Source organism: Paraburkholderia bannensis NBRC 103871 (genome assembly GCF_000685015.1).
Taxonomy (GTDB): Bacteria; Pseudomonadota; Gammaproteobacteria; order Burkholderiales; family Burkholderiaceae; genus Paraburkholderia; species Paraburkholderia bannensis.
In genome coordinates, this window is sequence record NZ_BAYA01000020.1 from 29,621 (window position 1) to 43,551 (window position 13,931).

Below are 13,931 nucleotides of genomic sequence, written 5' to 3' on the forward strand. Positions count from 1 at the left end.
AAGCATTTGAAATTGACGCTTTCATCAGCATTCCTGCTTTTCTGTCGATTCAGCGGGCGTCGATGCATCGTGGTTCAACCAGGCACGCCAGCCGCCGAAAGCGCTGATATCGGTCGCGCCGTGCAAGGCGATGCTCTCGCACAGGAATCCCTGCACCGTGCGGCCATCGGCGAGCATCAGCGTGCCGATGCCAAGCGGTGCGGGAACCAGCGCAACAAAGGAGCCGAATTGCGCGGCGGGCATTTCCCAGACTTCGACTTCGACCGCGACGCCGCCTTCGGCAACGCGTTGAAGGCCTGGTTTGTTGCCCTGTGGCAATGCGTAGAGTCGATATGCGGACGCCGTTTGCGTGGTCTCGACCAGGCGCGCGCCACGCGAAGTGAGCTGGCCGTTAAGCGGCTCCCCGCTCAAATGGGCGCCAACCACGGCGACACGGACGTTGTTATCCGGTTGAATCGCGCTTAGGGGCTCGCTCTCGTTCAGCCATGCGCGTGCAATCGCCAGCAGTTTCGCGTCTTCGTGTGCGCGCGCACCGAAGGTGATGCCAAAGGGCTTGCCTGCGTGCCTGCCGGTTGTGCACACTCCCGCAGGCACCGCAATTGCGGTCTGATCGAGCAGGTTCACGAAGTTCGTGTAATAGCCGAACTTCGCATTCACGCCGATGGGATCGGCCTCCAGCTCCGCGACGGTCGAGGTCGTCGGCGATGTGGGCGTCAGCAAGGCATCAATATGCGGCCAGACGCGATCGGCCTGCATACGCAACGTGGCCAGCCTGTCGAGCGCGGCGAAGGTATCGGCGGCACTCCAGCGCGTTGCGCCGCCGATAATCGCGCGCGTCACCGGATGCAAGGCCTCCGGATGCGCTTCGTAAAACGGACGAATTGCCGCCAGCCGCTCCGCCACAAATGGGCCTTCGTAGAGCAGGCGCGCCGTGTCCAGGAACGGTGCGAAATCGACCTCGACAATCTGTGCGCCTTTGGCACGCAGTTGTTCTAGCGCCGCATCGAATGCGTGCGCGTACGACTCGTCGCCGTAAAACTCGCGTTGCTCCGCGAGTGGCACGCCCAGACGCAGACCGCGCAGAGAGATAGCATCGGCCGCGAAACCGTCCCATTCACGCGCGTACGGATCGCCTTCGGTCACGCCATATGCGGATTCAAAAACCGTTTGCGCATCATTGATTGTGTGCGCAAAGATCGACACGCAGTCCAGCGAGCGGCATGCGGGCACCACGCCTTGCGTACTCAACACGCCCTTGGTCGGCTTGAGCCCGACGAGCCCATGAAATGCTGCAGGCACGCGGCCGGAACCCGCCGTATCGGTGCCCAATGCGAAGGCCGCGATCCCCATTGCGACCGATACGGCCGACCCCGAACTCGAACCGCCCGAAGCGTAGTCCGGATCGAGCGCATTGCGACACGCGCCAAACGGCGAGCGCTGGCCCGACAAGCCGGTTGCAAACTGGTCGAGATTGGTCTTGCCCACAGGAATCGCACCCGCCGCGATCAGGCGCGCGACGACTGCCGCGCTTGTCTGCGGGGTGTACGCATACTCAGGACACGCGGCCGTAGTCGGCACGCCTGCGAGATCGATGTTGTCCTTGATCGCGAACGGAATGCCGTAGAGTGGCAACGTCGCTGGATCGCGTCCCGCCAGCGCATCGACATAGGCCATCATTTCGTCGCGCGTGAGCGCACGAATCCAGACAGGGTGCGCATCGTCGCCGGCGGTGCGTGCGGCAATCTGCTCGACGACTTGCGCGGGCGTGAGGCTGCCGTCCAGATAGCGCGCGCGCAGCGCCGCAATCGTCATCGGCTGGTCGAATATCGTTGTGAGCGCATTCATTGGCATGCGGCCTCCTCGCCGCCGATGTTCTCTGTTGCGGTTAGAGAAGGGACATCGGCATCCACGCGAATCACCATGAGCCGCTGGCCTGCCGTGACCGCATCGCCTTCGGCGCAGGCGAGCGACTCGACCACGCCCGCCGCGAGCGCGCAAACGGTCACTTCCATCTTCATCGATTCGAGAATGGCAACGTCCTGGCCTTCCTCGACACGCTCGCCTGCGGCCACCAGCAGTTTCCACACGCTGCCCGATACGTCCGCGCCAATCGCACGGCAATCGTCGTCCAGCGCGTCCTGGGCGGTCGCCTGCTCAGCGCCCTGGGCGCCTGGCTCGCCGACATATTCCGCATGCCCCGCTTCGCGCCAGCGTTCGCGCTCCGCTTCGAACGAGGCCTGCTGCGTGCGTTTGAATGCGGCAATCGATGCGGATTCTTCGCTCAGGAAGTGCTCGTATTCGCCGAGATCGAATACCGATTCCTCGATGCGCAATGCGCGCCGCCCCGCGATAAATTCGCTGCGCCATTCCGCCAGTTCAGCTTCGCTCACTTCGAAAAAGCGGATTTCATCGAAGAAGCGCAGCAGCCACGGCTGGCCCGGCGCGAATTCCGCCGTCGAGCGATAGCGGTTCCACATCTGCACCGTGCGACCCACGAACTGATAGCCGCCGGGGCCTTCCATGCCGTACACGCACATATACGCGCCGCCGATGCCGACCGCGTTTTCAGGCGTCCACGTACGCGCCGGGTTGTATTTCGTGGTGACGAGCCGATGACGCGGATCGACGGGAGTGGCCACCGGCGCGCCCAGATAGACGTCGCCGAGCCCCAGCACCAGATAGCGCGCGTCGAACACGATGCGCTTCACGTCGTCGATGCTGTCGAGCCCGTTGATGCGGCGAATGAATTCGATGTTGCTCGGGCACCAGGGCGCATCGGGACGCACGCTCTGCATGTAGCGCTCGATGGCGATGCGTGTCGACGGATCGTCCCACGACAGCGGCAGATGCACGATGCGATTGGGCACGCGCATCGCATCGACGGCGGGCAGCTGCGCCTGCGCGCTCTTGATGTGATCGATCAGGCTTTCAAGCGGCAGTACGGCGGGATCGAAATGCACCTGCAACGAGCGGATCCCCGGCGTGAGATCGACAATGCCCGGCAGGCGATGTTCGGCAAGCCACTTCATCAGCGCATGCACGCGAAAACGCAGCTTGAGGTCAAGCGCGGGCGGGCCATATTCGATCAGCAGATTGCGGTCGCCGGAGCGCCGGAAAACGACTGCTTCAGCTTCGTCCGCAGGCTCGCTTCGATAAAGCACGCATTCGTGCGCATCGCCCGACGACTGAGCGCGCGCAGGCACGAAACGCACCGTATCGCCTGGACGCAACTGGCCGAGCTTCCACAGTTGCTCGCCCACCACCGTCACCGGGCAGACAAAGCCGCCCAGGCTCGGGCCATCCGGGCCGAGGATCACCGGCATATCGCCCGTGAAATCGACCGCGCCAATCGCGTAGGCATTGTCGTGAATATTCGACGGATGCAGGCCCGCTTCGCCGCCGTCCGCGCGCGCCCATTGCGGCTTCGGGCCGATCAGGCGCACCCCCGTGCGGCTGGAGTTGTAGTGAACCGTCCAGCGCGCCTCGTACAGCATGGCGACGTCTTCGCGCGTGAGGAAATCGGGCGCACCATGCGGGCCGTCGAGCACGGCCAGTTCCCACTCATGCGTCAGGGCCGGAACGCGTTCGAACGGCAGCGTTGCGCCCGATTCGCCCTTGCCTGCACCGGGAGCCAGATGCAGCACGTCGCCTTTGCGCAGCGCTCGTCCCGCGTGGCCGCCAAACTGGCCAAGCGTAAACGTTGCCTTGCTGCCGAGATAATCGGGCACCTGCAAGCCGCCCTTCACCGCGAGGCACGCGCGCACGCCCGCCCCCGTCACGCCGCCAAGCTTGAGCACATGGCCCGCCGCCGCGCGCACGACTTGCCAGAACGGCACAGGTTGGCCGTCCAGCGTCGCGGCCAGTGGCGCGCCGCCCAGCACGAACAGCGTTTCGCAATTGAAGCGCAGCGTCGCGCCGACCATGGTGAATTCCAGGCCCGCCGCGCTGGCTTCGTTGCCGAGCAATTCGTTAGCCAGACTAAACGATAGATCGTCCATGGGCCCCGAAGGCGGCACTCCCACGTCCCAATAGCCCAGACGGCCCGGCGTCTGCTGGACGGTGGTCTGCACGCCGCCATCGAGCACATCGACGGTATGCGGCGCAAACAGGAACCGCCCCAGAAAACCGGTGGTTTGTTCGCCCGCGGCAAACGTCGCGGATCCCACCACGGCACGCAGATAGTCGAGATTGGTCTCGATGCCGTAAAGCTGCGTGCGCTCCAGTGCGCTCGACAGTTTCGCGAGCGCGGCTTCGCGCGTGTCGGCCGTCGCGATGATCTTGGCCACGAGCGGGTCGTAGAACGCGCTGACTTCCGCGCCTGCATCGACCCATGTATCCACGCGTACGTCTTCCGGAAAACCGACATGCGTGAGCACGCCCGAACTCGGCTGGAACTGGCGGTTGGGGTCTTCGGCGTAGACGCGCACCTGGACGCTCGCGCCGTGCGGCGTGCTCACGCGCGTAGCAAACGTGGAGAGCGGCGCCAGCGTGCCTTCGGCCTGGCGGATCATCCACTCGACGAGATCCACGCCATAGACTTCCTCGGTCACGCCATGCTCGACCTGCAGGCGCGTATTCACTTCGAGGAAATAGAATGCACGCTCGCGCGCGTCGAACACGAACTCCACCGTGCCCGCGTTGGCGTATTGAACCGCACGCGCAAGACGCACCGCCGTCTCATGCAAGGACTGCCGCTCCGCCGCACTCAGTCCCGGCGCGGGCGTTTCCTCGATCACTTTCTGGTTGCGCCGCTGCACCGAGCAGTCGCGCTCGCCCAGCGCGATCACCTCGCCCTGGCCGTCGCCGAAGATCTGCACTTCGATATGGCGCGCGTGCTCGACGAACTTCTCCAGGTACACGCCCGCGTTGGCGAAGTTGCTTTGCCCAAGGCGGGCAACCGATGCAAAGGCCGCTTCCAGTTGAGCCGCATCGCGGCACAAGGACATGCCGATGCCCCCGCCGCCCGCCGTGCTCTTGAGCATGACCGGATAGCCCAGCAACGCGGCCGCTTCGAGCGCGGCCTGCGCGTCGGCCAGCAGGCCGGTGCCCGGCAGCAGGGCCACCCCATTCGCCTGGGCGATCTCGCGCGCCGTGTGCTTGAGGCCAAACGCCGTCATCTGGTCGGCGCGCGGCCCGATGAACGCAATGCCGGCCGCTTCGCAGGCCCGCGCAAACGCTGCGTTCTCCGAAAGAAATCCATATCCCGGATGCACGGCTTGCGCCCCCGTCTGGCGCGCCGCGTCGAGAATGGCCGCCGCGTTGAGATAGCTTTGCGCAACGGGCGCGGGGCCGATACAGACGGCCTCGTCCGCCAGCATCACGTGCATGGCGTGGCGATCGGCCTCGGAATACACGGCCACCGACGCAATGCCCAGGCGCTTGAGCGTGCGAATCACGCGGCACGCAATCTCGCCGCGATTGGCAATCAGGATCTTGTCGAACGCCATCACGCCTCCCACACGAGCAGGCGCACCGGCGTGGGGTTATAGCCGTTGCAGGGATTGTTGAGTTGCGGGCAGTTCGAGATCAGCACGGTCACGTCTTCTTCTGCGCGCACTTCCACGTATTTTCCGGGCGCGGAAATGCCGTCCTCGAACGTGAGCTTGCCCAGCGGCGTAACTGGCACGTTCATGAAGAAGTTGATGTTGCTGACGAGATCGCGCTTGCCCAGCAAGGCCGCCGCGCCGCAGGTGCAATGTGCGAGCGCGTTGAGGTAACTGTCGCGGCAGCTGTGCATATGGCGCTTGTCGAGCGCATAACGCACCGTATTGCTTTCCGCTGCGCACGCGCCGCCAAGCGTATCGTGACGTCCGCAGGTATCCGCGACGATAGTCAGCAGCGGCCTGCCGAGATTCGACATCAGCACACTGCCCGCGCTCAGATAAAGGTTGCGTTGTGCGCGAATGGTGTCCTGCGCGCTATAGCGCTCGACAGGATCTTCGCTGCGATAAAACAGCGTATCGACGGCCTGATTGCCTTCGAGATCGACAATGCGCAGCGTCTGGCCGCGCTTGAGGTCATACAGCCACGGCTCGCCTGCGGGGAGCGTGAAATCGTAATGGGCGTGGCGCTCGTCGAGCGCGCTTTCGATGATCGGCATGGCGGCTCCTCAGGCGAACAGGCGGTCGGTGTTGGTGAATGCGCGGCCGTTTTCGGCACACGACGTGCGGCAGAGATCATCTGCGGGCGCGCTTGCATCGGCGGCATAGGCGCGCCATGCAATCAGTTTCACCGGCTTCGGTGCGTAATCGCGTTGCGGATCGAGGGGATGCGGTGCGGTGGAAAACGCCGCGAGCGTATTCATTTCGAAACGCAGATCGAGCGCGCTGCCAGCCTTCGAATGGTTCGGCACATATTCGAGCGAGCCGTCGTCGCCGACCGACACCTTGCTGAAGAAGTTCACGTTGGCGACGAGATCGCGCGCGCCAAGTCCATATTTCGCGAGTTCGAGCACAAGGCTGTCGCGGCCATTGCGGATCATCTCGTTGCGATGCGCCTGATAGCGCTTCTCGCCGTATTTGCGTTCGAACAGCGCGGCGTCGCCGACCCCGCCAAGCGGATCGTGCCAGCCGAGCGTGTCGCCGGTAATCGAGGCGATCACGCGGCCCATATCGGTATGCAGCGCGTCGCCGCGCGTGAGATGTGCAGTGTGCTGCGCCTTGAGCGTATCCGCCATGTTGTAGCGTTCTAGCGGATCTTCCTGTCGATGGAACACGGCGGCGAGATTCGCGCCGCCTTCAAGGTCGACGATGCGCAGCGTGAGGCCGCGGCGCAGAATGCCCGACCAATGCGTGCCGGCGGGAATCACGGTTTCCCACAGCGGTGCGGGGTCGGGTAGTTCGGCGTGGAGGCTGGACGGCATGGAGGCTCCTGGTTGCGAAGGGAATAAGCGTGAGAGGGCGACCAGACGACATCGCGACCTCCCGGGCTTTTATCCCTCCGTGGAGCCTCGGCACCGCCCTCGATATGAAGGTGGGAGACGAGACCGGATTGCTCTCGGACCAGGCATCGGGCGCAGGACTGAATGTGACTTCGTCCTGCGCAGCGACCGGAACCCTAGCGATCCTAAGATGATGCAAATTACTTCGCACCTCTCGCCAGGGGATTTAGCGAGATCTGTGCCAGCGCGTCTGCTTCGATTCAAAAGCCCCGTTGCTTAAAGGGCCTGGCGGTGAAATTGGGTGGCGCGGCCAGGTGCCTGAAGCGGTGCGCGCTTGTGCAGCGCGCGCCCCATCGTGGTGATTCATGCGCTGCAAGCGAACCGCGCGGCACTATTAATGGGCGCGCGGTTCGACGCGTTGCACGTCGAACCACGAGATTGAGGGATGGCATAGCTGTTGCGTTCAACGCGATCATTTTGATTCGCCTGATACCCAGCCATGTCCCATACCCTGCGCCAGTTTTTCTATTCGATCTTTGCTTCGCGTTTCATCGAATTGCAACGCGGGCATGATCTCGAATCGAAGCGCCGCAATCGACGCGGCCTTTAAACAACGGCCGCTTTACGATTACATGTGCCACTTCACCGCCGCCGTCAGCGTGCGCGGCTCGCCCGGCATGTTGTAAAGATCGGCGTTGCCGTGCGCGGAGATGAAATAACGACGGTTGAAGATATTGTCGAGCGTCAGGGTCACGTCCACGCGTTTCGACCGATACCCCGCTCCCAGGTTGAATACGGTAAACGACGGCAACGTCACGAGGTCGCTCGCCGACGTATAACGGGCCGACTGGAACTGCAGGCCGCCCGCCGCGTAAAGACCGTACGGCAAATCGTGACGCAGCCACAGGTTCGCGCTATGTCGCGGCATGAGTCCCGGTGTATTCGACGAAACCGAGAGCCCGGCCCCGGCCGCCTGCGCCGAACCGCCAACCGTCCCGTCCAGATACGCGTAGCCCGCATACAGCATCCATTTCGGCGCGATTTCGCCCGTATAACCGAGTTCGAGTCCGTGCACATGCTGCGTGCCGATCGGCAACACGTAGCCGGGATTGTTCGGGTCGCCGATCTGCTGGTTGGTCTGGCGCATGTCGAACAGCGCAATGGTGCCAATCGCCCGGCCGCCGATATCGAATTTCGTCCCCACCTCATACGCCGTCGTCTTTTGCGGCGACAGCGCATCGCCATTGGCAAACGCGCCCGAACTGATCAGCGTATCGGCCAGCGGCGTGAATGACTGGCTAAACGAACCATAGATCGTGAGCCAGTCGAGCGGCTCGTACATCAAGCCGACGCGCGGGCTCCACGCACGATCGCTGCGATCGAGATTGATATTTGCTGCAGTGTAATCGTGGCGAATTTGCTGGAGATAGTCGAAACGCAGGCCCGCCAGCACCTTCCAGTGCTCCGTAAGCGAGACCAGATCCTGCGCGTAGCCGCTCGCGACACCCACCACGGTCGAGGCGTTCGTGCGTGCGGGCGTGCCAGCGGGCACGCCTGGCAAATCGATCAATTGCGGATTGAACAGGTTGTAGCTTGCCACCTTGGTGACGCTATAAATCGTGTCGAACTTCTGTTGCTGGGACAGTTCCACGCCATACAGCAGATCGTGCTGCATCCCGAACAGCGTTGTCTTCTGGGTCAGTTCGAACACCCCGTCCACGCCATGATCCTGGCGCTGACGCGTCGCCTGATCGAGCGTCACGCGCGGCGCGGCGGCGACCTTGATGGGCTCGAACGTCACGTAGTTCTTGCGCTCCAGCGAATAATCGTAAGCGCGGATCGCACCATGAAACGCCAGCGAATTGCTGAAGCGATGATCGAGCGTCACCGTGGCGCTCTTCGCCGAAATGTCGTTATACGAGCTGTTTCCGCCATCGGCTGAACCGTAGTACGTCTCGATCGGCACATTGACGGGCCGCCCCGCATAGGCGGGAATGCCCTGATCCGACGTGCGGCGGTCGTGCAGGTAGTCGAATTCGACGTTGAGCACCGTGTCCTGGTCGAGCTTGAATTGCGCCGACGGCGCAATCGCCTGGCGATTCAGCAGGAACTTGTCGCGAAAGCTGCCTGAATTCTCGGTAGCGCCAGTCAGGCGAAAGCGCGCCGCGTCATTCGCATTCCAGCCGAGGTCGAATTCGCCACGGCGCTCGCCTTCCGTGCCCAGCGTAAAGCCGACATCGTTCACCGGATTGGCGAGCGGACGCTTGAGCACGCGATTCACAATGCCCCCCGCCGAGCCGCGCCCATAGAGCACGGCGGCGGGCCCCTTGAGCACCTCGACGCGCTCGACGTTGGAGAGGTCGCGATAGTACAGCGCGTCGTCGCGAATCCCATCGACGTACTGATCCGTGATGCTGTTGAACCCGCGAATGGTGATCTGGTCGCGCTGCCCGTCGCCCAGCGAATAGCCCACGCCCGGCACGTTGCGCAGCGCGTCCTGCATCGAGTTCGCGTTCTGGTCTTCGATGAGCGCGTGCGGCACCACGTTGACCGTCTGTGGCACGTCCATGACCGACGCATCGGTCTTGGTCGCCGAGCGCGTGCGGCTGGCCGAATAGGCCTCGCCCGCTGCGGAAGCACTGACCGAAATCGCCGGCAGCGTTGCTGAACTGGTGGCCTCAGCCTGTGCGAATGCGGATCTGGCGCCCGCGATTGAAGTTAGTACAACAAAGAGATTGCGAAAAGTGTGATGGCTCGACATCTTCTGGTGGTGTATTCGCCGCAAGCGTTTGCGCCGGAACGATGACCAGCCTATCCGGGCATTGACCTCTCCCGGATCCGAACGCGAGCGCGACCGCCTTGCGTTCCCCCGACGCCCCCGCTTATGCGCAGCTTGTTATGAATTCTTTCATCCGTAATTTTTCGTAATAGTAGCGAGAATGATTTTTATTTGCAACAAGTGCTTAAGATTTCCCTCAGATATCCATTCTATGGATTTGCATGGCTAATTTTCATCAATTTGCCGGATCAATGGCGAGTGGCTATGCTCGGCTCACATGCTGCCGTTCATGGCATCACAGTCAACGTCCTCTCCAGCCGGTGTCATCATGCAAGCCAACACATTCAAAGTCCGTGTCGATAGCATTCGCGACGAAGCTCACGGCATCCGCTCGTTCCGCATCGCACGCGTCGATGGAAAACCGTTCGCGCATTACGAACCGGGCGCACATATCGACGTCACGGCGCCGTCTGGCGTTACGCGCCAGTATTCGCTGTGTGGCGATCCGGCTTTCAGCGAGTTCCAGCTTTTCGCCGTCAAGCGCGAACCGGAATCGCGCGGCGGCTCACGCTCATTGCATGACGATGTGGGCGTTGGCTGCGAACTGCTGGTGGGGGCGCCGCGCAATCTCTTTCGCCTCGACGCCCAGGCGCGCGCGCACGTGCTGATTGGCGCGGGTATCGGCATCACGCCGCTGCTGTCGATGGCGTACCGGCTGGCCGAACGTGGCGAGCCATTCGTGCTGCACTATTTCGCGCGCGGCGAGGCGCATGCGGCGTTCCTTCCCGTGCTATCGCAGGAGCCGTTCGCTTCGCATGTGCGGTTTCATTTCGGCGTCGGCAACGGCGACCTGGCCGTCGCGCTGCGCGAATGCCTGGTTGGCGTGCAGAGCGGCACCCACGTCTACACCTGCGGGCCCGCGCCCTTCATGGACGAAGTCGTGGCCGTGGGCGAAGCCACGCCGGCCGTCGCTCAAGTACACCTGGAGCGTTTCGGCGCCGACCCCGCCGCGGTAGACGCAGACACGGCGCAAGGCGAATTCGACGTCAAGATCGCGAGCAGCGGCCAGGTCGTGCGCGTGGGCAAGGAACAATCGATCGTTGACGCACTGGCCGCCATCGGCATCGAAATCGACACCTCATGCGGCGAAGGCGTGTGCGGCACCTGCATGGTCGATGTGGTCGAAGGCGATCCCGAGCACCGCGACCATTGCTTGAGCAAGGCAGAACGCGCGAGCAACAAGGTTATTTGCTGCTGCGTTTCGCGCTCGCGCTCGCCGCTGCTGATCCTCGACGTTTAACGGCGGCTTTTTTAGCCGGAGCGCTGGCTGCATGGCCGACGCCCGCGCCAACCGGCCCTGCAAAACGCCGCATGATATTCATGAGCAGGTCGCGCATCCACGCAATCCCTTCGTCTTCGTGAAAGTGCTCGTGCCAGTGCATCGTCACGGCCGCCGAAGGGATGTCCACCGGCAATTCGAAAATCTCAAACCCGCCGCCACGCGCCAGCAGTTCAGCGAGGCGGCGCGGCAAGGTCGCAATCAGGTCTGTCACGGCCAGCACGCCAGGCAGCGCGACGAAGTGCGGCACCTCCAGCCCGATATTGCGCGCCACGCCCTTTGAACGCAGCGCGTCGTCGATTGCGTGATGGCTGTGCTCGACCGAGCGGATCAGCACGTGCGTGCCCTCGACGAACTCCGCCAGCGTGATCTTTTGGCTGCGCGCCATTTCGGGCCGCCGTCTGCGCACGCAGACATATCCCTCTTCGAACAGCACCTGATGGCGCGTGCGCGACGTCAGCTCCGGCAGGTTGCCGATAGCGAAATCGAGCTTGCGCGAACGCAGCGCTTCTTCGATCTGGCCGACGGGCAGCGGCTCGATACAGATCTTGATGCGCGGCCCGAGCCGCTTCACCTCTTCGCAGATCGACGGCAGATACGCCATTTCCCCGGCATCGGATAGAGAAAGACGGAAGGCCCGCGTGCTCACCTGCGGGTCGAAACGCTCTGCATACCTAAGCGCCTCGCGCACCGAATCAAGCGCCCGCGCGACGATCACCGCCAGCTCCTGCGAAATCGGCGTGGGCTGCATGCCGTGACGCGTCCTGACAAACAACTGGTCGTCGAACAACGCGCGCAGACGGGCGAGCGAATAACTCATCGCAGGCTGCGATAGCGCGAGGCGCTCGCCCGCTTTCGTCAGGCTCTGCTCCTCGACGATGGCGAGGAAGACACGCAGCAGGTTCAGGTCGACGCCATCGAGCGTTTGCATGAGATATCCATTCAATTTATGTGTCGACTAATTTTAGATCAATTTGACGCATGACACGAGCGGAACGACACTGCAACTACGCACTGCACCATCAACGCGCGAATCGCACCGTTACTGAAACATCCACCCCGCATTCACCTCGATACCCTTAAATCATGAGCGAAACCTGGCAAAGCATCGACACGCGTTCGCTGCGCGGCCTCGCACAAGCCGACCGCATCGCGCCGTCTCTCTACTACGATCCGGCGCTGTTCGAAGCCGAACTCGAACGCATCTTCTACAAGACGTGGATCTGGGTCGCGCACGAAAGCGAGCTGCCTAATCCCGGCGACTTCCGCACCACCACCATCGGCCGCCAGCCGGTCATCGTCGTGCGCGACAAGACGGGCGCAATCAACGTCCTGCAGAACCGCTGCCGCCATCGTGGCGCGACGGTTTGCGAGGAGCACAAGGGAAACGCAAAGGGCTTTACCTGCCCCTATCACAGCTGGTCGTACGCGCTCGACGGCACGCTGCGCGCGCTGCCTTATGGCGACGGCTACGAAGGCGTCTGCGAAAAGGGTGACCTGCCGCTGGAAAAGCTGCGCGTCGGCGTCTATCAGGGCCTGATTTTCGCGAGCTTCAACGCAGAGATCGAACCGCTCGAAGATTTCCTGGGCGGCGCGAAGCCGTGGATCGACCTGTTCATGAAGCAAGGCGCGGGCTATCCGGTCAAGGCCAATGGCGAACATAAGTTCCGCTTTAAAGGCAACTGGAAAATCCAGCTTGAAAACACGACCGATCTTTATCATTTCCCGGTCGTTCACAAGTCGTGGCTCAAGTCCATCGACGAAGAAACCACGGCGGTCATCACGAGCTTCATGACCAGCGACCAGGCCTTTTGCCGCTCGCTCGGCAACGGCCATAGCCTCGCGGTGCTCGTGCCGGAACTCGTCGATCTCGACCAGGACGACGGCGCGCCGCTGCCTGAACGTTTCGACGAACTCGCCGCGAAACTGGCGGAAAAGCACACGCCCGAAGAAGTGCGACGGATCGTGCGCTCGCTCATGGGCGTCGGCTTCAACCTGAACCTGTTCCCGAATCTCGCGCTGTCGATGGCGTTTTTCCGCGTGCTGCGGCCGATTTCCGCCGATGAAACCGAGATCCGGCACGTCGCGCTGGGCATGGATGGCGGCCCGGACGAAGCGAATCGCGTACGCCTGCGCATTCACGAACACTTTCAGGGCCCGTTCGGCTTCGGCAGCCCCGACGACGCAGAAGCGTGGGAGCGCGTCCAGCGCGGCTCGCATGCAGGCGCGAATACGCCGATTCTCGTCAATCGCGGCCTGAATCGCGAAACGACCGCGCCCAATGGCGAAAAAACCGCGCACGCGACCGACGAAACCGGCATGCGCGAAGCTTATGCGCAGTGGCGCAAGATGATGGAGGCATGATGGACGACCGCAACAAGTTGATGTCGCAGGATACGTTTTCGCGCGCGGTGCGCTTCATCTGGCGCGAAGCCGAAATGCTCGATCGCCGCGAATATCGCGAGTGGCTGCAACTGTGGGATCCCGAGGGCTTTTACGTCGTGCCGATCGATCCGGCCACGACGGATTTCGCCGCCACGCTGAACTATGCGTATGACGATCAGGAGATGCGCGAAAAACGCGTGGAGCGTATGACGTCAGGCTACTCCGCTTCCGCATCGGACGCGGCGCGCACAGTGCGCACGGTCTCGCGCTTTACGCTGGCCAGCGACGAGGCGAATGTCGTCGAAGTGCAATCGGCGCAGATCATCGTGGCCTACAAGCGCTCCGTGCCGACGATTTTCGCCGCGGACTTGACGCATCGAATCCGCTTCGATGGCGACGACGAGCCGCGTCTCGTGCAGAAGGTGATCCGGCTGATCGATTCGACGGATGCATTGAACGCGATTGGTTTCCTGCTTTAAAGCCGCTTTAAAGCCGCTTCAGAACCTCATCGGCCTCGATCATGCATCGAGGCCAACTTCACTTTCGGT

Annotated in this window: 9 protein-coding genes and 1 riboswitch; of the genes, 3 read left to right on the forward strand and 6 right to left on the reverse strand. The window is 62.8% G+C overall.

The annotated features are described in order from the left end of the window. Positions 1-24: 24 nt before the first annotated feature. From atzF to BBA01S_RS26910, 5 genes are all read right to left on the reverse strand, one after another. The gene (gene atzF, locus BBA01S_RS26885; protein ID WP_156966096.1) at positions 25-1,845 is read right to left on the reverse strand and encodes an allophanate hydrolase; all 1,821 of its coding nucleotides are present in this window, start codon (positions 1,843-1,845) and stop codon (positions 25-27) included. Next, entirely contained in the window at positions 1,842-5,447 is a 3,606-nt protein-coding gene (locus BBA01S_RS26890; protein WP_027819154.1) for a 5-oxoprolinase/urea amidolyase family protein, read from the reverse strand. Before BBA01S_RS26890 ends, atzF begins: the two co-directional genes overlap by 4 nt. Continuing rightward, positions 5,447-6,100 carry an urea amidolyase associated protein UAAP2 gene (locus BBA01S_RS26895; RefSeq protein ID WP_027819155.1) on the reverse strand — a complete coding sequence of 218 codons (654 nt, stop codon included), beginning with the start codon at positions 6,098-6,100 and terminating at the stop codon, positions 5,447-5,449. The genes BBA01S_RS26890 and BBA01S_RS26895 overlap by 1 nt, the downstream gene beginning before the upstream one ends. 9 nt (positions 6,101-6,109) lie before the next feature. Continuing rightward, entirely contained in the window at positions 6,110-6,862 is a 753-nt protein-coding gene (locus tag BBA01S_RS26900; protein ID WP_027819156.1) for an urea amidolyase associated protein UAAP1, read from the reverse strand. 56 nt (positions 6,863-6,918) lie between these two features. Continuing rightward, positions 6,919-7,071, reverse strand: a riboswitch (guanidine-I (ykkC/yxkD leader). A gap of 437 nt (positions 7,072-7,508) precedes the next feature. Beyond that, the gene (locus BBA01S_RS26910; protein WP_027819157.1) at positions 7,509-9,641 is read right to left on the reverse strand and encodes a TonB-dependent receptor; all 2,133 of its coding nucleotides are present in this window, start codon (positions 9,639-9,641) and stop codon (positions 7,509-7,511) included. 346 nt (positions 9,642-9,987) lie between these two features. On the opposite strand from BBA01S_RS26910, the gene BBA01S_RS26915 reads away from it, so the two are divergent. Continuing rightward, complete coding sequence (locus tag BBA01S_RS26915; protein ID WP_027819158.1) at positions 9,988-10,959, forward strand: PDR/VanB family oxidoreductase; 972 nt, start codon at positions 9,988-9,990, stop codon at positions 10,957-10,959. On the opposite strand, the gene BBA01S_RS26920 is transcribed toward BBA01S_RS26915, so the two are convergent. Continuing rightward, positions 10,904-11,929, reverse strand: a complete 1,026-nt coding sequence (locus tag BBA01S_RS26920; protein ID WP_027819159.1) for a LysR family transcriptional regulator — start codon at positions 11,927-11,929, stop codon at positions 10,904-10,906. The genes BBA01S_RS26915 and BBA01S_RS26920 overlap by 56 nt on opposite strands. 155 nt (positions 11,930-12,084) lie before the next feature. On the opposite strand from BBA01S_RS26920, the gene BBA01S_RS26925 reads away from it, so the two are divergent. Both BBA01S_RS26925 and BBA01S_RS26930 read left to right on the forward strand, forming a co-directional pair. Continuing rightward, the gene (locus tag BBA01S_RS26925; protein ID WP_027819160.1) at positions 12,085-13,362 is read left to right on the forward strand and encodes an aromatic ring-hydroxylating oxygenase subunit alpha; all 1,278 of its coding nucleotides are present in this window, start codon (positions 12,085-12,087) and stop codon (positions 13,360-13,362) included. After that, the gene (locus BBA01S_RS26930; protein WP_027819161.1) at positions 13,359-13,862 is read left to right on the forward strand and encodes an aromatic-ring-hydroxylating dioxygenase subunit beta; all 504 of its coding nucleotides are present in this window, start codon (positions 13,359-13,361) and stop codon (positions 13,860-13,862) included. The genes BBA01S_RS26925 and BBA01S_RS26930 overlap by 4 nt, the downstream gene beginning before the upstream one ends. Positions 13,863-13,931: the final 69 nt, after the last annotated feature.

Excerpts from the sequence above, each read along its gene's own strand:
- atzF (WP_156966096.1), bottom strand. The coding sequence starts at position 1,845 with ATGAATGCGCTCACAACGATATTCGACCAGCCGATGACGATTGCGGCG.
- BBA01S_RS26890 (WP_027819154.1), bottom strand. The coding sequence starts at position 5,447 with ATGGCGTTCGACAAGATCCTGATTGCCAATCGCGGCGAGATTGCGTGC.
- BBA01S_RS26895 (WP_027819155.1), bottom strand. The coding sequence starts at position 6,100 with ATGCCGATCATCGAAAGCGCGCTCGACGAGCGCCACGCCCATTACGAT.
- BBA01S_RS26900 (WP_027819156.1), bottom strand. The coding sequence starts at position 6,862 with ATGCCGTCCAGCCTCCACGCCGAACTACCCGACCCCGCACCGCTGTGG.
- BBA01S_RS26910 (WP_027819157.1), bottom strand. The coding sequence starts at position 9,641 with ATGTCGAGCCATCACACTTTTCGCAATCTCTTTGTTGTACTAACTTCA.
- BBA01S_RS26915 (WP_027819158.1), top strand. The coding sequence starts at position 9,988 with ATGCAAGCCAACACATTCAAAGTCCGTGTCGATAGCATTCGCGACGAA.
- BBA01S_RS26920 (WP_027819159.1), bottom strand. The coding sequence starts at position 11,929 with ATGCAAACGCTCGATGGCGTCGACCTGAACCTGCTGCGTGTCTTCCTC.
- BBA01S_RS26925 (WP_027819160.1), top strand. The coding sequence starts at position 12,085 with ATGAGCGAAACCTGGCAAAGCATCGACACGCGTTCGCTGCGCGGCCTC.
- BBA01S_RS26930 (WP_027819161.1), top strand. The coding sequence starts at position 13,359 with ATGATGGACGACCGCAACAAGTTGATGTCGCAGGATACGTTTTCGCGC.